Source organism: Bartonella sp. MR100HLJHH, from assembly GCF_042194215.1.
GTDB classification, from domain to species: Bacteria; Pseudomonadota; Alphaproteobacteria; order Rhizobiales; family Rhizobiaceae; genus Bartonella; species Bartonella grahamii.
In genome coordinates, this window is record NZ_JBHIMR010000007.1 from 61,657 (window position 1) to 80,999 (window position 19,343).

The 19,343-nt window shown below is 41.3% G+C and carries 14 protein-coding genes; 2 read left to right on the plus strand and 12 right to left on the minus strand.

Translation table 11 applies throughout. The annotated features are described in order from the left end of the window. Positions 1-18: 18 nt before the first annotated feature. Both ACFIJ7_RS05545 and ACFIJ7_RS05550 read left to right on the plus strand, forming a co-directional pair. A complete protein-coding gene (locus ACFIJ7_RS05545) occupies positions 19-888 on the plus strand; it encodes a 50S ribosomal protein L11 methyltransferase (RefSeq protein WP_375644776.1) in 870 nt (289 codons plus the stop codon). A gap of 22 nt (positions 889-910) precedes the next feature. Then, positions 911-2,737, plus strand: coding sequence for an aminopeptidase P family protein (locus ACFIJ7_RS05550; RefSeq protein WP_375644777.1), 1,827 nt, complete (start codon positions 911-913; stop codon positions 2,735-2,737). Between the two features lie 604 nt (positions 2,738-3,341). On the opposite strand, the gene ligA is transcribed toward ACFIJ7_RS05550, so the two are convergent. The 12 genes from ligA to ACFIJ7_RS05610 form a co-directional block, all read right to left on the minus strand. After that, on the minus strand, positions 3,342-5,501 hold the full coding sequence (ligA, locus tag ACFIJ7_RS05555) for an NAD-dependent DNA ligase LigA (RefSeq protein WP_375636170.1): 2,160 nt from the start codon (positions 5,499-5,501) through the stop codon (positions 3,342-3,344). Positions 5,502-5,614: 113 nt separating this feature from the next. Beyond that, positions 5,615-7,276 (minus strand): DNA repair protein RecN, encoded by a 1,662-nt coding sequence (gene recN / locus ACFIJ7_RS05560; protein WP_375636169.1) that lies wholly within the window; start codon positions 7,274-7,276, stop codon positions 5,615-5,617. A 6-nt stretch (positions 7,277-7,282) separates the two neighbouring features. Continuing rightward, on the minus strand, positions 7,283-8,176 hold the full coding sequence (locus ACFIJ7_RS05565) for an outer membrane protein assembly factor BamD (protein WP_015856633.1): 894 nt from the start codon (positions 8,174-8,176) through the stop codon (positions 7,283-7,285). 158 nt (positions 8,177-8,334) lie between these two features. Beyond that, positions 8,335-9,219, minus strand: a complete 885-nt coding sequence (lpxC, locus tag ACFIJ7_RS05570; RefSeq protein WP_375644778.1) for a UDP-3-O-acyl-N-acetylglucosamine deacetylase — start codon at positions 9,217-9,219, stop codon at positions 8,335-8,337. 212 nt (positions 9,220-9,431) lie between these two features. Next, a complete protein-coding gene (gene ftsZ / locus ACFIJ7_RS05575) occupies positions 9,432-11,204 on the minus strand; it encodes a cell division protein FtsZ (RefSeq protein ID WP_375644779.1) in 1,773 nt (590 codons plus the stop codon). 63 nt (positions 11,205-11,267) lie between these two features. Next, on the minus strand, positions 11,268-12,569 hold the full coding sequence (gene ftsA / locus ACFIJ7_RS05580) for a cell division protein FtsA (protein WP_375644780.1): 1,302 nt from the start codon (positions 12,567-12,569) through the stop codon (positions 11,268-11,270). Next, positions 12,566-13,477, minus strand: coding sequence for a cell division protein FtsQ/DivIB (locus tag ACFIJ7_RS05585; RefSeq protein ID WP_375644781.1), 912 nt, complete (start codon positions 13,475-13,477; stop codon positions 12,566-12,568). Before ACFIJ7_RS05585 ends, ftsA begins: the two co-directional genes overlap by 4 nt. Continuing rightward, positions 13,465-14,385, minus strand: a complete 921-nt coding sequence (locus tag ACFIJ7_RS05590; protein ID WP_375644782.1) for a D-alanine--D-alanine ligase — start codon at positions 14,383-14,385, stop codon at positions 13,465-13,467. The genes ACFIJ7_RS05585 and ACFIJ7_RS05590 overlap by 13 nt, the downstream gene beginning before the upstream one ends. A gap of 238 nt (positions 14,386-14,623) precedes the next feature. Beyond that, on the minus strand, positions 14,624-15,601 hold the full coding sequence (gene murB, locus ACFIJ7_RS05595) for a UDP-N-acetylmuramate dehydrogenase (RefSeq protein WP_375644783.1): 978 nt from the start codon (positions 15,599-15,601) through the stop codon (positions 14,624-14,626). Beyond that, positions 15,579-17,006, minus strand: coding sequence for a UDP-N-acetylmuramate--L-alanine ligase (gene murC, locus ACFIJ7_RS05600; protein WP_015856640.1), 1,428 nt, complete (start codon positions 17,004-17,006; stop codon positions 15,579-15,581). Before murC ends, murB begins: the two co-directional genes overlap by 23 nt. Beyond that, a complete protein-coding gene (locus tag ACFIJ7_RS05605; protein WP_375644784.1) occupies positions 16,990-18,126 on the minus strand; it encodes a UDP-N-acetylglucosamine--N-acetylmuramyl-(pentapeptide) pyrophosphoryl-undecaprenol N-acetylglucosamine transferase in 1,137 nt (378 codons plus the stop codon). The genes murC and ACFIJ7_RS05605 overlap by 17 nt, the downstream gene beginning before the upstream one ends. Beyond that, positions 18,119-19,273 carry an FtsW/RodA/SpoVE family cell cycle protein gene (locus tag ACFIJ7_RS05610; RefSeq protein WP_375644785.1) on the minus strand — a complete coding sequence of 385 codons (1,155 nt, stop codon included), beginning with the start codon at positions 19,271-19,273 and terminating at the stop codon, positions 18,119-18,121. The genes ACFIJ7_RS05605 and ACFIJ7_RS05610 overlap by 8 nt, the downstream gene beginning before the upstream one ends. Positions 19,274-19,343: the final 70 nt, after the last annotated feature.

Consider the following 19,343-nt stretch of genomic DNA (forward strand, 5'->3'; position numbering starts at 1 on the left):
ATCAAAAGAAAGAACAGCATGTCGCAACAAATTCGCCTCTATTATACTGCTTCTAAAAATGAAGCAGAACGGTTCTATACCCTTATAGACACAGCCTTTGACGAAGAAGGTTATCCTCTTGCTCTTACAGAGATAGATGAACAAAATGCTGTATATGAACTTTCACTCTATGTAGACCAAGAAAACTACGAGCATATTTCGAAACGTTTTGCCCAAATCCTTTCTATAGATCCTAATAAAATTAACAGTGAAATTTTACCCAACATTGATTGGGTACAAAAAAGCCTAGAAGGACTAAAACCTGTGCAAGCCGGTCCTTTTTTTCTTCATGGAAGTCACAACCGAAACGCCATTCCAGCCAATGTTCTTCCTATTGAAATTGAAGCAAATCAAGCTTTTGGCACCGGACATCATGGAACAACAGCTGGTTGTTTAGAAATGATTGCCAAAGTGATGGAACATGAAAATCCCCAAAATGCACTTGATCTTGGTACCGGCAGTGGGGTACTCGCCATCGGCATCGCAATGCTCAAACCTATTGCTATACTTGCATCTGATATTGATCCAATCGCTATTCAAGTTACACAACACAATATCCAGCTCAATGGCGTAAAAAAATATATCACAGCTGTCACAGCAACAGATTTTGCCCATGATGAAATTGCTTCACGTGCTCCCTTTGATCTTATTGTTGCCAATATCCTTGCCAATCCTCTTATCGCACTTGCACAAGAAATGGTAAAGGCACTCCAAAAAGGTGGATCACTGATACTCTCTGGAGTTCTTGAAGAACAACATGCAGATGTTTTAAAGGCTTATGTAAAACAAGGACTGAAACACATTGAAACATACCACCGTCAAGGATGGGTTACGATACATCTGAAATAAAGTAAAAGAAAAGGACGTCATTATGTATCAATCTTTTGAGGCGACAACAAATCCAGCCCATGCTCTAGAACGCATTGCCTCTCTGCGTAAAGAGTTTGACCGCCTTGGTCTCGATGGTTTTCTTGTTCCGCGGTGCGATGAACATCAAGGAGAGTATGTCCCTCCCCATGCTCAACGCCTTAGCTGGCTAACCGGCTTTACTGGATCAGCTGGGATTGCACTGATTTTAAAAAACAAAGCCATCATATTTACAGACGGACGATATAAGCTCCAAGTTCGCCAACAAACTGATCCTAATATTTTTGATTATGAAGATCTCATAACTTGCCCTCCCTCACAATGGCTTGAAAAAAATGCTCAAAAACTTTCTATTGGCTTTGATCCATGGCTCCACACCATCACTGCCACCGATGCATTGAGAAACGCATTAGAAATGAAAGCAGGTGGAAAACTTGTAGCAATTCACTCCAATCCCATTGATCTGCTTTGGCATGATCAGCCATCATTGCCACAAGCTGCCCTATCAATTCACCCTCTCAAATATGCTGGGTGCAATACGGATGAAAAACTCGCTTTGATTTACAAAGATATACAGAAAACTCATGCAAATGCTTTTATTTTTACAGACCCCTCCTCCATTGCATGGACATTCAATATACGTGGCAATGATGTTTCCAACACACCTTTTTCCCTTTGTTTTGCTCTCATTCCCATCCAAGAAACACCAGTCTTATTCATTAACAGCAAAAAACTTGGTGTAGAACAGAAACAATATCTGGAACGTTATGCAAAATTATATGAACCAGAACTGCTTATTCCAAAGATCAAAGAGTATGTTCAAAAAGGGACAGTGTTTGCCTTAGATCCACAGCTAACATGCGAAAAATTACGAACTGTTATTGAAGAAAAAAATAGCTCTTTCATCACACTTACCGATCCTGCCGCTCTACCACGTGCCATTAAAAATGACACAGAACTCAATGGCGCACGCAAAGCGCATCTACGCGATGGTGTTGCCCTAACCCGTTTTTTTTCCTGGTTAGATAAACAAATACCAGGGTCAATAAGTGAAATTTCTGCTGCGCAAAAATTAGAAGAATTTCGCATAAATACAGCAAAAGAAATGGGAGAAGAACTTAAAGATCTTTCTTTTGATACAATTTCAGCAGCAGGAGAAAATGGCGCCATTATTCATTATCGTGTAACAACACAAACAAATAAACAACTCAATGCGGGTGAACTTTATCTTGTTGATTCAGGCGGACAATATCGTGATGGAACGACAGATATCACACGTACAGTAGCAATTGGGAATATTGGAGAAGAAGAAAAACGCTGTTTCACGCTTGTCCTCAAAGGTATGATTGCTCTTTCAACTGCTTACTTTCCAAAAGGAACCCGCGGACAAGACATTGATATTCTAGCGCGCATTGCATTGTGGAAGGCTGGTTTTGATTATGCTCATGGCACCGGTCATGGTGTCGGGTCTTATCTTTCTGTTCATGAAGGACCACAAAATATTTCCCGCAAAGGATGCCAAGAACTCATCTCCGGTATGATTCTTTCAAACGAACCAGGATATTATCGCGAAGGTGCTTTTGGTATCCGTCTTGAAAATTTGATAATTGTAAAGCCAGCACAAAAAATTGATGGCGGGGATATAGAAATGCTTTCGTTTGAGACGCTTACACTTTGCCCTATTGATCGAAAACTCATTCTCCCAGAGCTTTTGACACAAGAAGAACGGCAATGGCTCAATGATTACCATGCGCGCGTTTATCAGATGAATGCACCTTACTTAAATGAAGAAGATAAAAAATGGGCAAAAGAGGCAACACTACCCCTTTAAATGAGGCAACACAAATATCTTCTAACGCTTCTTATAAAAACACCACACCCTTCTCTTTTAAAGAGGGAAATGCATATTTACCATCAGCAATCACAAAAAATGCTTCTATAAAATACTTCAAGTTTTTTTACCGATAGGATAAAAGCTCTTCCCAAACTGAAACAGAACGGGATATACTTATAACAGATAATGCTTATCAACTATCCTCTACCATCTTCACATGAGTTATAGCCTTATTCTGCTGTATAGAAATTTTCATTATATTTTGTAATCCTCCGCGTCTCATTTCTAAAACGCCTATTATAACCAGCTCATTACACTGTTTAAATTCAAAAATTCTGCATATTTAGTTACAATTTTTACCTTGATTCACAGTGATACCGTATATCTTTTACTAATAATAACCTTGTATATTCTTAATCATAAGAGTTTAAGTTTAATATTTAAATTCAACGTTTTTTAATCACTTAATAAATATCAAAATATATGGCGCTCTATTTTTGCAAAAAAAACAACCCCTATTATCCCCTTTTTGATTCCAGCCCCCCAAAATGTAAGAGAGATAACCATACAAACAGCATACGCATCTTCTAGAAAACGCCCTCTAAACATCATGTTCCTCAATCAACTGTAGCCAAGTCTCTTCATCGATAACCTCAACACCTAATTCTTCAGCTTTAGCCAATTTGGAGCCCGCTCCAGGTCCTGCAACAAGAAGATCTGTTTTTTTAGAAAGTGAACCAGATGTTTTGGCCCCTAATCGCTCTGCCAATGCTTTTGCTTCATCGCGTGACATATGCGCCAAAGTTCCTGTAAAAACAATTGTCTTCTCCGCTATTGGGGAAGAAGCTGTCGTGATAGGCTCTTCATCAAGAGGAGTTACTTCTTCAAGTAAAACAGACAAAACCTCACGATTATGCGCTTCTTGATAAAAATCAACAATTGCGCTCCCTACCTGTGGTCCAATTCCTTCGATATTGGTAAGCTCCATCCAAGCTTCATTGCCTTTTTCATTTGCCTTATCACATGGCATAAGTGCTCCCATAGCCGCAGTTTCAAAAGCTGTATAATTTTTATAAGTACGCGCAAGGCGGCGTGCATTCACCTCTCCAACATGACGAATCCCCAATGCAAACAAAAAACGGCTTAAAGGAATTTCGCGACGTGCATTAATGGCATCATACAATTTGCGAACTGAAACAGTACCAAAACCTTCTATATTTTCTAAACGTATCAAAGATTTTTCTTGGCGACGTTCTAAAGTAAAAATATCGGCTGGTGTATGAATACAAAGCGCTTCATCTTGAGCATAGAAAAAAAACTCTACCTGTTTTTTACCCAAGCCCTCAATATCAAAAGCATTACGCGCAACAAAATGACGAATACGCTCAATCGCCTGTGCAGGACAAATAAGCCCCCCTGTACAGCGACGCACGGCTTCTCCCACTTCACGAACAGCATGACTCCCACAAGCTGGACACAAATGAGGAAAAATAAAGACAGAAGCATCTTTCGGGCGTTTTTCAATAATAACATCAATAACTTGAGGGATCACATCACCAGCACGTTGTACAATCACGCTATCGCCTACACGGATGTCACGTCCTTCACGAATAGGCTCTCCTTTATGACCAATTCCCTTAATATAATCCTCATTATGCAAACTAGCATTGGTCACCACGACTCCACCAACAGTAATAGGTGTAAGACGTGCAACAGGTGTCAAAGCTCCCGTGCGACCAACTTGAATGTCAATATCTTTCAAAAGCGCTATCGCTTTTTCTGCTGGAAATTTATGCGCGATTGCCCAACGCGGCGAACGAGAAACAAACCCCAAGCGCTTTTGGAGCATCAAATCATTAACCTTATAAACAATCCCATCAATATCATAGCTTAAAGAATGACGGCATTCTTCGATATCGTGATAATAAGAAATAATTTCTTCTAACGTCTTAAAGGCTTTTGTTAATGGATTGATAACAAAGCCATATTCTTTTAGCTTTTTCATCATCTCCATTTGACTTTCTGCCAATATTTCACTCACCTCACCACAAGCATAAGCAAAAAATTGAAGCTTTCTGCTAGCGGTTATCCGTGAATCAAGCTGACGGAGTGAACCAGCTGCCGCATTTCGAGGATTGGCAAAGGTTAACTTGCCCTTCTCTTGTTGGCTGATATTAAGTGCTTGGAAATCCTCCCGCCCCATATAAACTTCACCACGCACCTCAATTATATCAGGAAAATCACCTTGCAAAACTTGTGGAATATCAGCAATGGTTCGGGCATTTGCCGTCACATTTTCACCGACAGTTCCATCCCCACGCGTTGCCGCCCCCACAAGCCGCCCCTTTTCATAGCGTAAAGACAAAGATAAACCATCAATTTTTGGCTCCGCTGTTATTTCCAACACCTGTGTTTCTGGAAGCCGTAAAAAACGACGAATACGCTCAACAAATTCAGTAACATCTTCAGAGCTAAACGCATTATCCAGTGAAAGCATTGGCTGTGCATGAACAGATTTTTCAAACTTTTCAGAAATTGGTGCCCCAATTTTATGTGAAGGAGAATCAACACGAATAAGCTCTGGAAAAAGAGCTTCAATTTCTGCATTACGGCGGCGCAAAGCATCATATTCTGCATCGGAAATTTCAGGCTGATCATCACGATTATAAAGCACATCATGACGTGCAATCTCTTTTGCCAACCACTCTAATTCACTTTCTGCTTCAACAGCTGTGAGATTTTTATCTGCATCTTTGTTCATAAAATCTATTCCAAATTACGAGCACTGCCACAAGGATGATCTCCGCGCCTCCTCATAAAGTGAATCTCAATAAATACAAGCTTTCCAGTATTTTTATCGCTGACTAATTACCTTCATGCTAGAAGCTTTTGAGCCGCTGCACGCGCTTCTTCAGTAATCTGTTCTCCTGCCAACATACGAGCAATTTCTTCTGCACGCTCATGCTCTTCCATTTTATGAATAGCAGTAACAAAGCGTCCTTTATCATGACTCTCAATTTTTGAAATAAGAAAATGACCATGCGCTTTCGATGCAACCTGTGGAGCATGCGTAATAGCGAAAACCTGAACATGTTCTGATAAGCGTTGCAACCGTTGCCCAATAGCAGCTGCAACAGCACCCCCAACGCCTGTATCAATTTCATCAAAGATCAGCGTCGGTGCTGATCCTCGATCAGATAAAACAACTTTTAATGCCAACAAAAAACGAGACAATTCACCGCCAGAAGCCACACTAAGCATTGGTCCAGCACGTGTTCCAGGATTTGTTCGCACCCAATATTCAATACGATCACATCCCTCTGCACTCCGCTTTTCGATATCACTTTGCATTTCAACAATAAATTCAGCCCTCTCTAATTTCAATGCCGGTAACTCAGTCATCACGCTTTCAGACAAGTGCTTTGCAATCTCTTGACGTTTTATTGACAACGCTTGTGCTAACGTATCGTAATTTTTTTGTGCTTGTTTTGCTTCATCTTCAAAACGTGTCAATATAGTCTGAGCCTCTTCAAAATCAGCTAATTCAGCATCCATCTTATCGTGTAACTGAACCAATTCATCCGCAGAAACTTGATATTTACGAGCAAAACCCCGAAGAGAAAAAAGACGCTCTTCTATCCGTTCCAATTCATCAGGTTCAAAATCTAATGCTCGTATTGCCGTCTCAATACCTTCTTGCGCTGTTGCAAGTGCATGCAATGCCTCATCAATAGATTTCACCACTGGTGCAATAAGCTCTTGTGCTTCAGGAATTTTCCGCTCCAAACGCCTCACCAAATTGGAAAGCACTGGGATTGGTGATTTTTGACCCGTTAAAAGATCATCCGCTTCTTTAATATCCGTCGCTATTTTTTCTAATTTAAGCATATCGGCACGACGAAGAGAAAGAGTATCCTCTTCACCAACTTTAAAATCAAGCTTTTCAAGCTCTTCTACACACGCACGAAGATAATCAACCTCACGTACAGCACTCTCTACTTTAAGACGCTGCCGTTGCAAACGCTCCTCAAATTCACGCCATGTGTAATAACACTGACGCAAATTTTCCACTTCATCCTCAAGACCACCAAAGGCATCTAATAATTGGCGATGTGTAGCAACATCAACAAGCGCACGATCATCATGTTGTCCATGGATTTCAACCAGCAAACGGCCAACACTCCGCATCAATGCAACACTAGACACCTGATCATTGATAAAAACACGGCTGCGTCCATCACTTGATTGCACACGTCGTAAAATAATATCACCCTCATCATCAAGACCATTCTCACGAATAAGTTGACGTGCAGGATGTGAAACAGACACATCAAAAACAGCTGTGACCTGCCCGCGCTCAGCACCATGACGCACAAGCGAAGCATCACCCCGCCCCCCTAGAGCAAGTGATAAAGCATCAAGGAGAATAGACTTCCCCGCACCTGTTTCTCCAGTTAAAACCGTCAACCCCGCCGTAAAATGAATATCGAGCGTTTCGATCAAAACAATATTATGAATCGAAAGCTGTACCAGCATAGAGAATCAACGTACCCTCTTCTTATCACCACCTAAAGCATTTGAGATCCAAGAAGATTTATGCTCGCGTGGCGATATTTTATTCTTCTGCAAGAGATTATAAGAAAATTTATACCACTCACTTTTGGGATAGTTACGTCCTAAAATAGCTGCTGCCGTCTGCGCTTCCGCCGTTAAGCCAAGAGCAAGATTAACTTCCGTCAAGCGGAAAAGCGCTTCTTCAATTTGATTTGTATCGGAATACTCTTCAACCACGGTACGAAACCGTCTACTTGCCGCAAGATAGCGCCGCCCCTCTTCATAATAACGACCAATCTGCATTTCTTTGCCAGCCAGCTGTTCGCGCCCAAAACGTATTTTATCCTTAGCATCCTTGACATATTCAGAATTAGGATAACGCTCTATAAGGAGCTGCATAGCAGCAATAGCACGTTTCGTATCACGTTGATCACGCGTAACATCAGGAATCCGACGGAAAGAAGAAAGACCAATAATATAGTACGCATAAGCCGAGTCAGTCGACCCTGGATAAAGAGTAATATAGCGTTGAGCCATACTAATTGAATCATCATACTTTCCGAGTCGGTAATTAGTAAAAGCACCCATGACCAAAGATTTACGCCCCCAGTCTGTATAAGCATACTGCTTTTCAATCTTCAAAAACTTCTTCGATGCATCCCCAAGCTTCCCACTCTCAAGGCTAGCAAGCGCCTGATTATATAAAACATCTGGTGGCTCTATTTTCAAAACATAAGCAGATGGATCAAGGGTATTTTTCTCTTTAAAGAGGCATCCCGCCAACATACAGGTGCTTCCCAAAAGCACCACCCCCAATATCTTGCGTACAATGTTAAATTTTCTATATGTCATATTTCCAATGCACACATGAGATTTTTTCATAGTTTTTCCGGCCTCCACAGAATATCACCTTGTAGCAAAAACAAGTTATCAAAGGTCTTATACCATATCACTTTAAAATCCACATAACCAATTTAGCAGTTTAGGTCAATCATCCCCTTAAAAATCAAATAAACGATAAAAAAATCTTGTCAATTTTTTTACTCTTTCTCTAAAAAGCTTTTTTCGTAATGTGATTCGTCTGCCAAAACAGCCTTCACCAATTGCGCATTAATTCTATGTCCACTACAATAAGAACGAAATAATCCAATAAAAGGCGCCCCAAGCAAAGCAGTATCACCAATCGCATCAAGCATCTTGTGCCGAACACATTCATTCTCCCAATAAGGACCATCGGGATTTAAAATTTTATCATTAAGGTCGATAACAAGAGAATTTTCCAAAGAAGCGCCTCTCGCCTTTCCAGAAAGCCTTAATTTTTCCACGTCTTTGAGAAAACCAAACGTGCGCGCACGTGACAAATCATCTCTAAACCCTCGTGTGGTAAGATCAAAACTGAAATGTTGCTTACCAATAGCAGAAGAAGGAAAAGAGATCGTTATATCAAAACGACGTCCATCGAATGGCAAAAGCTCTGCAACACCATGAGCCTCTTCAACCCGCAACGGCTTTTTTATAATGAAATAAGAACGTAACGCATTTTGCTGTACAATGCCAACATCTTCAAAAGCTTGGCAATATAGCCACGCTGAACCATCCAAAATAGGAATCTCATTATGTGACATTTCAATAACAAGATTATCCAAATTATAAGCAGCAATTGCTGCCATCAAATGTTCAATTGTTTCAACCCTTACATCTCCATCTCCAAGTACCGTTGATAATTCAGTTGCTCCTGTTTGCGATGCATGGGCTTGAAATATTTTCTCTGTTCCGTCTAATCCACAACGCTTAAAAATAATACCACACCCAACATCCGCTGGACAAACCTTCACCACTGACAAACAGCCACTGTGAACGCCAATCCCCTTAAATGTTACTGCTTTTTTAAGAGTAGACTGATATTTTGGCACCAAGTTCATCATATTATTTTATTGAATTGCTTTTACATCTTTTAACAAAATTTATAAAATCATAAAAAATATTCATAGTAAATAATAAAAAAACCGCTTAGTATAAGCGGTTTTTTTTAAAAAAGTATTTTATCCAAAAAAACAGCAATATATTTTACTGTATAATTTTTGACTGATCATAAAAGAGGTAATAAAATTGCTTACTTTGCCTCATTTTTCATCAATTAATTTGCTTGACGACGTAAAAATGCTGGTATTTCCAACTGATCTTCTTCACTTATAAAAGTACGCTGATCTTGTGGTACCTGAGGGTGCAGCTCACCAGAACGACGTGGAACATAAACAGAAGCATCTTGAGAAAGCGCCTGAGAATTTTTATTGTAAACATGAGACTCTTGCTGCTGAGACGATCTAACAGCAGGCTCCAGCCTCGCTTCTGGCTCTGCTTCTTCACGATGCGTCAAGCTCTGTTTCAAACGCTGCCAAAGATTACGAGGACCTTGATCAGTCACAGATGTCCTTTGACTTTGTCCATGAGCAACAGGAGGAAAATCCTTTAACTCAGGCATACGCATTGGAGCGCGCGCTTGCATTTGTTGCATTTGTTTTGGTTGCACTGGCTTTTCTTTTTGCTTCACAACCCCTGTCATCTCATCAAGAACATGCGCTGTTGCCTCCATACTCACGGGAGCAGTCATAGCCTGTTGAGAACCACGACTTACTTGCATACGGGGCACATTTGATCTCTGTTCCTGAACAGCATTTGAACCATACGTAACAGCATTCGTCGCACTTCGTGTCGTCATTGCTTCTGTAGGATGTGCAAAAATTTGACTTTTGGGACGGAACTGTTCTCCGGTTGATTTACCCTTCTCTATTTCAAGTGATTCGATCACTTCTACCATTGACTCAGAACGCAGTGGCGATGACTGAACATGAAAAGAACTGTGTGACGTTCCAGGATCGCTCTTGCGCATTGAAGAAGCAGGCCTTTGAATCTGAGGATGAGAGGACTGAACCACATCACTAACTTCACGATCAATACCGGTGGCAACCACAGAAACACGAATAACACCTTCCAATGACTCATCATCAATAGCGCCAAAGATCACATTCGCATCAGCATCCACTTCTTCACGAATACGATTAGCAGCTTCATCAACCTCAAAAAGAGTCATATCACGACCACCCGTAATAGAAATCAATAAACCACGCGCCCCACGCATAGAGGTATCATCCAACAATGGGTTTGCAATAGCAGCTTCAGCCGCAGCCAAAGCACGCCCATCACCAGATGCCTCACCCGTTCCCATCATAGCTCGACCCATTTCGTGCATAACAGAGCGAACATCAGCAAAATCAAGATTAATCAAACCCTCTTTAATCATCAAATCCGTAATGGAAGCAACACCAGAATAAAGCACTTGGTCAGCCATAGCAAAAGCATCAGCAAACGTTGTCTTATCATTTGCAATACGGAAAAGATTTTGATTGGGAATAACAATCAATGTATCGACAGACTTTTGTAATTCTTCAATACCAGCCTCTGCCGTTTTCATACGACGTGCGCCTTCAAACTGAAACGGCTTTGTCACAACACCAACAGTCAAAATACCTTTTTCACGCGCTGCGCGAGCAACAACGGGAGCAGCCCCTGTTCCAGTTCCTCCCCCCATACCAGCAGTAATGAAAACCATATGAGAGTCTGCAAGATGATCGATAATTTCATCAATACATTCCTCTGCCGCCGCTTGTCCAACTTCCGGTAAAGCACCAGCACCCAAACCTTCTGTCACAGCTGCCCCAAGTTGGATAACACGTTCAGCCTTTGACATAGCCAAAGCCTGTGCATCCGTATTTGCAACAACAAAGTCAACTCCCTGAAGACCAGCATTTATCATATTATTCACGGCATTCCCGCCACCACCTCCAACACCAAAAACGGTAATGCGTGGCTTCAATTCCGCGATATCTGGCCGATGCAGATTAATCGTCATTTTCTTTTCCTTCTCATAAGACACCGCAAGCCAAAGCGATGAAATTTATCCAACTAGACTTAACTAAAAACTCTCACGCAACCACTGACCAACACGCTGAAAATACCCACGCGTGCCCATCGACAAATGATTTCCTGCCGCCTGCATTGTTTTTTCTTCAAAACCCACCAATTGCGGATAAATTAACAACCCAACAGCAGATGTAAACGCCGCCCCTTTTGCAAGAGAAGGAAGCCTCGAAATACCTAAAGGCCGCCCGATACGAACATTTCTTCCTAATATAGTACGTGCCATTTCTGGCAATCCTGTTAACTGGCTTGCTCCCCCAGTCAAAATAACACGTTTACCAATGATGTGACCAAAACCAGAACGATTTAAACAATCACGGACCATTTCTAAAATTTCTTCAACACGCGCACGAATGATACGCCCAAGAACCGCGCGAGGATATTGAGTTTCACGCTGTTCACTCCCAATTTCTGCTACATTAATCATTTGCCGCTCATCGGTACTTGTTAAAAGTGCTGAACCATAAACAACTTTTAAACGTTCCGCCTCTGTTAGAGACATAGAAAATCCGCGCGCAACATCAAGAGTGACATGATGACCCCCAACAGCAAGAGCATCCGCATGAATAAATTTTCCCTCAAAAAACACTGAAAATGTTGTTGTTCCACCACCAAAATCAATACATGCAGCCCCTAAATGCGCCTCATCATTCATCAAGACAGAAAGACCACTTGCAAAGGGAGTAGCAACCATTGCTTCAACACTCAAATGTGCACGATTAATGCAAGCTTCTAAATTACGCAAAGAAGCTGTTTCAGCTGTTACCACATGCACGTCAACACCAAATGTTTCCCCTGCCATTCCGACAGGATCAGAAATTCCTTTATCTCCATCCAATACATAAGAAACTGGAACTGAGTGCATAACATGACGTTCAGCATCAAAAGCTTTACGCGAAACATCTGAAAAGGCCATACGCATATCACGCTTGGTGACTTCACGACCATTCAAATGAACTTTTCCATTAATCAAAGCACTTTGTAATCGACTTGAGGAAAAATTCACAATCACTGAATCCACCACCAAACCAGCCATTTTTTCTGCCGCATCAACAGCCAATCTTATTGATTGTTCTGCTGCAAACATATCCATGACAACACCGGATTTAATACCGCGTGAACGCTGCACTCCAAAGCCTAGAATTTCCGTAGAATGTGTACGACCATGTAAATAGTGTGCATGCTTTAAAGGACGCAAACAAGCAATAAGACAAACAATCTTACTTGAACCGACATCAAGAACCGTTAAAAAACGTGTTTTACGCCCTCCCAGATGATGTGATCTAAGCAACATCATGGGTTTCCTGCCTTTCGTGTCTTTAAAATACGTTCTTCTTCTTCCACAGTAGCATGATAACGCTCCAACGTTTCATCTGATAAAGAAACAGTAATTCTATCAGCAAGACGTAAATCAACACTGCGAATATCGCGAGATAAAAGATCTTGCATTATACCGGACGAAACAAGAGAAGAAAGCTTTTCAAGGGCACCATTTTCAGGCAACATAACGCGCATTCCATTATCCAAAACAAGATCCCAACGTCGATCACCTACCCGCACGAAAGCACGAATACGATCATATACTTCCGGATAGACCGACAGCGCTTGAATAAACACTTTAGCAGCATTTTGCGCACCCTGCCCAACCACAAGAGGTAAATCCCGAACAATTTCCCCTTTAAAGGGCACAATGACACGACCTGTATTATCAACAATATCCACTATGCTATCATGTTGCCAAATAGCATAGGGTTCACGCTCCACGATGGAAATGCGCATTCTATTAGGATAAATTTTCTGAACATTAGCCGATTGCACCCAAGCCTGTTTTTCCAAAAGAGAACGTGCTCTTTCAACATCAAAAGTGAATATAGAAGGCGCAACATCAAGTTTTAAAATTTTAAAAATATCCTGCTTTGTCAAGCGCTTATTGCCGCTTATATCGACATGAGTGACCACAAAACTACTATCTAATATGATCGTGTTTACGATCACAGCCATCTGACCACTTGATGAAAGTCCATAAAAAGCCGTAACAAAGAAAAACCATACCACCGCAAAAGAACCGAAATGGCGTGGAATATGAATATTGACAAAAACAAACTCAAACATAAACCGGAGGAAACGACGATAAAGACGTGGCAAAGCCGGCACTGAAAGCACCTCCATCGGAACATTTGTTTTATTAACATTCAACGCATACATGATGCGTCCTCCACCATCCATTGAACAATATCGCCGTAAGTACGGCCGCTCGCTTTTGCAATATCAGGAAGAAGAGACGTCGATGTCATACCGGGTTGCGTATTAATTTCAAGCCAAACCAATTCTCCCGTTTTCTCATCAAAACGAAAATCAGAACGGCTAACACCTCGACACCCTATCGCCTGATGGGCTGCTAAAGACATTCTTTGCACACTTTGGTAAATATTTAGTGAAAGTTGTGCAGGACAAATGTGAAGAGAACCACCCGTTTTATATTTCGAGTCATAATCGTAGAATGGAAAGTGTTTATTGGGAAGAATTTCACACACATCCAGCACTTCATTCCCCAAAACAGCACAAGTCAATTCACGACCAGGAATATATTTTTCAATCATCACCTCATCGGCATACCCCCACTCAGCTCCCCCAATATTATGCGGCGGTGCTGCTTCATTTTCCTGGACAATGACAACACCAAAACTTGATCCTTCACACACAGGTTTAATTACATAAGGAGGCTCCATGGGATGCGTTTGTCCCAAAGCAAAGCGGCTCATGATACGAGAAGGAGCAACACAAACCCCAACATTTGCAACGATAATTTTTGCACGTCCCTTATCCATTGCCAAAGCGGATGCCATCACACCAGAATGGGTGTAAGGAATTTTTAAATATTCAAGAATCCCCTGGATCCGGCCATCTTCACCAAATGGACCATGCAATGCATTGAAGGCAATATCAGGCTGCAACTGTTCAAGAACAGAAGCAATATGAGCGTCAACATCCACGCGGCTCACGCGATACCCCTGCAGCTCTAGAACATCAGCACAAGCCGCCCCTGAAGATAAACTTACAGACCGTTCAGAAGAAAAACCTCCCATTAACACAGCTATATGTTTATCTCTCATAATAAATCACCCTCTTTCGCATACTATATGTAGTCTATATAAAATACATCAGCACCACATACAGAAAAAACAAGGTTTATCCTTGCGAATCAATAACCTAGCATTTTGCATAATGAATCAGACTCAAAAGCCTGATGCAAGAGATTCTTTGTTAATTTATTGATTCTTAATAGAAATTTTTTATTATCTCTTTGAAATGACTCAATTTTTTATTTGCACTTTTTTAGTGAACAATAAATCAATGAAATGGATCAAAAGGAGAAACACTTCGACCACGCTCAAATTGACCGATACGCTCTATTTCCCACTGTAAAAGGTGGGCTGAATTTGCAAAAACACGCGCACGCACTGTTTCTCCCAATGCTTCAAGATCATATCCTGTTGCTTGCCCTGTATTAATCATAAAGTTACAGTGCATTTCACTCATTTGAGCGCCACCAATCCGTAAACCACGACACCCTGCTTCATCAATCACGCGCCACGCAGATCCATTCTCAGGATTTTTGAACGTTGATCCTCCTGTCTTTTCACGAATGGGTTGTACTGTTTCTCTGTGGAGGGAAACTTCATCCATAGCAGCACGAATATCATCTTTATTACCAAGTTTTCCTTCCAATAAAGCAGCTGTAAAAATAAAATCTTTAGGAATATCACAATGGCGATAGGAATAATGCATATCTTTCAAACTCAAGATATGACGTTGCCCTTTACGATCCAGCGCATAGACCTCAACAACACGCGCTGCGGTTTCAATACCATTCGCACCCGCGTTCATTTTGAGAGCTCCTCCAAGAGCACCAGGAATACCATGATAAAAATGAAAACCTGCAATTCCTGCCTTTAAAGCGGCAACAGCTAAATGTTTATCCGCCGTACCAGCACCAACTAAAAAGCCTTTTGGAGAAACTTGCTGCACTTGCCCAAAGTTTTTTGGCGAAAGACGAATCACAACACCAGGAACGCCCCCATCACGCACCAGAAGATTAGAACCGATACCGACAATTGTTACAGGAACAAATTCAGGCAAATTTTGAAGAAAGAGAGCCAAATCTTGTTCATCAACAGGCTGATAAAAAAGCTCTGCCAACCCACCCGTGCGAAACCACGTTACCTTACGCATTTCAACATTAGGTGTAAGTTTGCCTCTCACGCCACCCAACAGCGGTTGCAATTGCGCCAATAGCGCCTCACCATCAATGTGCTGAAAATTTACCATGACCATCCAATACCGCTAATTGATGAGGCAACGCACAAGCCCATTGTGTGATATTGCCAGCACCAAGAAAAACAACATAATCCTCTGCCTGAGCAAATTTTGAGACAAAAGACACAACATCTTCCAGACTATGTATCAAGCGCACATCACGATGACCCGCCATTTTAATATGCTCTACCAATTCTTGAGAACCAAATCCTACAATAGGCTCTTCACCAGCCGCATAAACGGGCGTAATCAACACTGTATCTGCATCATTAAAACAAGCAGAAAAATCATCAAATAAATGATACAAACGTGAATACCGATGGGGTTGTGCAATCGCAATAACACGCCCTTTTGCACTCTCACGTGCTGCACGCAAAACAGCCTTTATTTCAACAGGATGATGTCCATAATCATCAAATATTTCAATACCCCGCCAACTTCCTGTTCGCGTAAAACGCCGTTTTACTCCGCCAAATTCTGCTAAGCCCCTTTTTATAGCTTCATTTGAAATGCCTAGTTCATGCGCAATAGCAATCGCCGCCGTTGCATTAGCAACATTATGCTGTCCTGCCATGGGCAAAAGCAAATTTTTCAACTCAATTTTTCTTCCTGTTTTGCGTGAGCGAACAAGAACATCAAAATGCGTTTTTTGACCATCCATCGAAAGATTAAGAAAACGAACATCCGCTTGTGGATTTGCACCATAAGTGATCACCCAACGATCATCAATACGGCCCGCCAATGACTGAACCTCTGGATGATCAAGGCACAAAACAGCAAAACCATAAAAAGGAACATTTTCTACGAATTGCCGAAAAGCCTCACGCACAGCATCAAAACTTCCATAATGATCTAAATGCTCAGCGTCAATATTAGTAATAACAGCAATATCAGCAGGCAGCTTTAAAAATGTACCATCACTTTCATCAGCTTCAACAATCATCCAATCGCCATCTCCTGTACGAGAATTCGTACCATAAGCATTAATAATACCGCCATTAATCACCACTGGATCAAAATGACCAGCATCAAGGAGAGCTGCGACCATTGATGTGGTCGTTGTTTTACCATGTGTACCACCCACCGCAATTGCACGCCGAAACCGCATCAGCTCCGCTAGCATTTCTGCACGTCTGACAAGCGGTAAATGTCTTTCCTTTGCAGCAATATACTCAGGATTTGTTTTTTTAACGGCAGTAGAAAAAACAACAACCTCTGCATTCCCTAAATTTTCAGCACAATGACCTATATGAACGTTAATTCCTTTTCTCCGCAAACGTTCAACATTCGCACTCTCAACTTGATCTGACCCTTGAACTTTATAGCCAAGATTATAAAAAACCTCCGCAATTCCACTCATACCGATCCCCCCGATTCCGATAAAATGGATAACGCCTATATCAAGTGGCATTTTCATTAAAAAGCTCCTCTTTTATATCTGACAACAATCGCCCTGAAATTAAGGATTCAGCCATATCAGCAAGACAACGGGTTGCATGAGGTTGCCCAACTTTTTTTGCAGAAAGCGCTTGTTTTTCTAATAAATGGGGCGCACAACAAGCGTGCATTAAAAGAGAAAAAAGCTTTTGTGCATTTAAATCTTTTTCTGATACAATTTGCGTACCACCTACACGAGCAAGCAGAGCTGCATTGGCAGCCTGATCATGGTCTAAAGCATGGGGATAGGGAACAAGCAAAGCAGGTCTACCAATCACCGCTATCTCACAAACAGATGAAGCCCCAGCGCGCGACAAAATAAAATGGGCATGTGCCATACGTTCAGCCATATCATCAAAAAAAGGAGCTACCTCTGCTTGTACGCCCATATCACGATAGATTTTGATCAACCCTTCTGCTTCACCTCGAACTTGCTGCACAATTCGTAAACGTTTACGGTTCTTATCATCGAATAAAGCAATAGCTTCTGGAACAATATGTGAAAAAGCAGAAGCCCCTTGGCTACCTCCAAAAATCAAAAAATGAAATGGCTCTTCACCAGTTGAGGGATGATAAGGAATTTTGGCCGCCTTCAACACAGCCTCACGAACAGGATTCCCCGTCAAAAGTATTTTATGAGCATAAGCGCCATTTGGCGACAACAAACCACCAGCGATTGCACGCACAAAAATTGCCAACACCCGATTGGCACGCCCCATAACAGCATTTTGTTCATGAATAAATGTTACACGCCTCGTTAAGGCCGCAATAAAAAGAGGAGGAAAGCTCGGATACCCTCCAAATCCTCCAACAAGAACAGGACGTAATTTATAAAACAACGCCAACGATTGCCCCATACCCCTTAGCAAAGACCAAAACGTCTTTATCAGAGCAAAAGGATGGCGTCGTGTAAATGTTGCCGATGAAACGATATGAATATGCTCTTCATCAAAGCAGCGAACAAAAGGTCGTGCTCTTTCATCTGTTATTAAATGAACATCATATCCACGCTGCCTTAATTCAACAGAAAGGGCTTCAGCAGGAAAAAGATGTCCACCTGTACCACCAGCCACCAAAACAATAACTTTTTTATCATTCATAAGGAGTATCCAAGACAGAAGAGGAAGAAAAAGCTGAAAGGCGTGCTTCTGGCCAACGACGTGTTAAACTGAGCAAAATGCCCATTGAAAACGCAATCGCCACCATCGAAGAACCACCATAAGAAATAAAAGGCAATGTCATGCCTTTTGGAGGAATTAAGTGAAGATTAACGGCCATATTAATAGCTGATTGAAAGCCAATCATCATTGCTATGCCAGTAATACCAAGACGTATAAAGGAATCACGTGTATTCATGGCTATATACAATGAACGCATAACGATAAAGCCAAAAAGCATCATAATTAATAAACAAAGAATAATACCATACTCTTCAGCAGCAACGGAAAATACAAAATCTGTATGGCTATCAGGAATGATACGTTTTACTGTTCCCTCCCCAGGACCTTGCCCAAACCAACCACCATTCAAAATAGCCTCACGTCCTACATCCACTTGAAACGTATCCCCTTCACCTGTCAAAAAACCATTGATACGCTCGCGCACATGATGCAGAAAAAGATAAGCTAAAATAATTCCTACAACGCCTAAAATGAGAAAGAGAAAAATAATAGTAAGAGGTACACCAGCAATAAAAAACAGCCCCCCCCATGTTGCACTTATTAAAACTGTTTGTCCAATATCAGGCTGCAAAACCAGAAGCACACAACAAATGGCATAAAGTAGAATCGCTAACGTATAACCCAGAATTCCCCTCCTGCGTATCTGTTCTGAAAAAAGCCAAGCGGACATAACCACAAAAGCTGGCTTCATAAACTCTGAAGCCTGTACAGAAAAACCAAATAGTAGAATCCACCTCCGTGCTCCCTTTAATTCTGGACCCCAAAATAAGGTTGCAACCATAAGAGCAAGCGTTACAATGAGCAAAAGAGCACATAAACGACGAATATTAGAAAGCGAAAAAAAGGAAATGGTAACCATCGTAAAAAATGCTGAAATGCTAAAAATGATATGCCACCGAACAAAATAAAAACTATCAGAAATTCCGATTTTTTTTGCAATAATAGGGCTGGCAGCAAAAGACAGCATAATGCCAATTCCCATTAAAATTAAACAAGCTGCAAAGATAGAGCGATCAATCGTCCACCACCAATTAGCAATTGGATCTCTATCTGCACGCGTAACCATGGTATCCACCTTATCCATTTTATAAATTATCTCAAAGTGATATGGTTCCCCAGCCTATTTAACAAACACT

Coding starts and splice junctions, on each gene's coding strand:
- ACFIJ7_RS05545 (WP_375644776.1), top strand. CDS start 19: ATGTCGCAACAAATTCGCCTCTATTATACTGCTTCTAAAAATGAAGCA.
- ACFIJ7_RS05550 (WP_375644777.1), top strand. CDS start 911: ATGTATCAATCTTTTGAGGCGACAACAAATCCAGCCCATGCTCTAGAA.
- ligA (WP_375636170.1), bottom strand. CDS start 5,501: ATGAACAAAGATGCAGATAAAAATCTCACAGCTGTTGAAGCAGAAAGT.
- recN (WP_375636169.1), bottom strand. CDS start 7,276: ATGCTGGTACAGCTTTCGATTCATAATATTGTTTTGATCGAAACGCTC.
- ACFIJ7_RS05565 (WP_015856633.1), bottom strand. CDS start 8,176: ATGAAAAAATCTCATGTGTGCATTGGAAATATGACATATAGAAAATTT.
- lpxC (WP_375644778.1), bottom strand. CDS start 9,219: ATGATGAACTTGGTGCCAAAATATCAGTCTACTCTTAAAAAAGCAGTA.
- ftsZ (WP_375644779.1), bottom strand. CDS start 11,204: ATGACGATTAATCTGCATCGGCCAGATATCGCGGAATTGAAGCCACGC.
- ftsA (WP_375644780.1), bottom strand. CDS start 12,569: ATGATGTTGCTTAGATCACATCATCTGGGAGGGCGTAAAACACGTTTT.
- ACFIJ7_RS05585 (WP_375644781.1), bottom strand. CDS start 13,477: ATGTATGCGTTGAATGTTAATAAAACAAATGTTCCGATGGAGGTGCTT.
- ACFIJ7_RS05590 (WP_375644782.1), bottom strand. CDS start 14,385: ATGAGAGATAAACATATAGCTGTGTTAATGGGAGGTTTTTCTTCTGAA.
- murB (WP_375644783.1), bottom strand. CDS start 15,601: ATGGTAAATTTTCAGCACATTGATGGTGAGGCGCTATTGGCGCAATTG.
- murC (WP_015856640.1), bottom strand. CDS start 17,006: ATGAAAATGCCACTTGATATAGGCGTTATCCATTTTATCGGAATCGGG.
- ACFIJ7_RS05605 (WP_375644784.1), bottom strand. CDS start 18,126: ATGAATGATAAAAAAGTTATTGTTTTGGTGGCTGGTGGTACAGGTGGA.
- ACFIJ7_RS05610 (WP_375644785.1), bottom strand. CDS start 19,273: ATGGTTACGCGTGCAGATAGAGATCCAATTGCTAATTGGTGGTGGACG.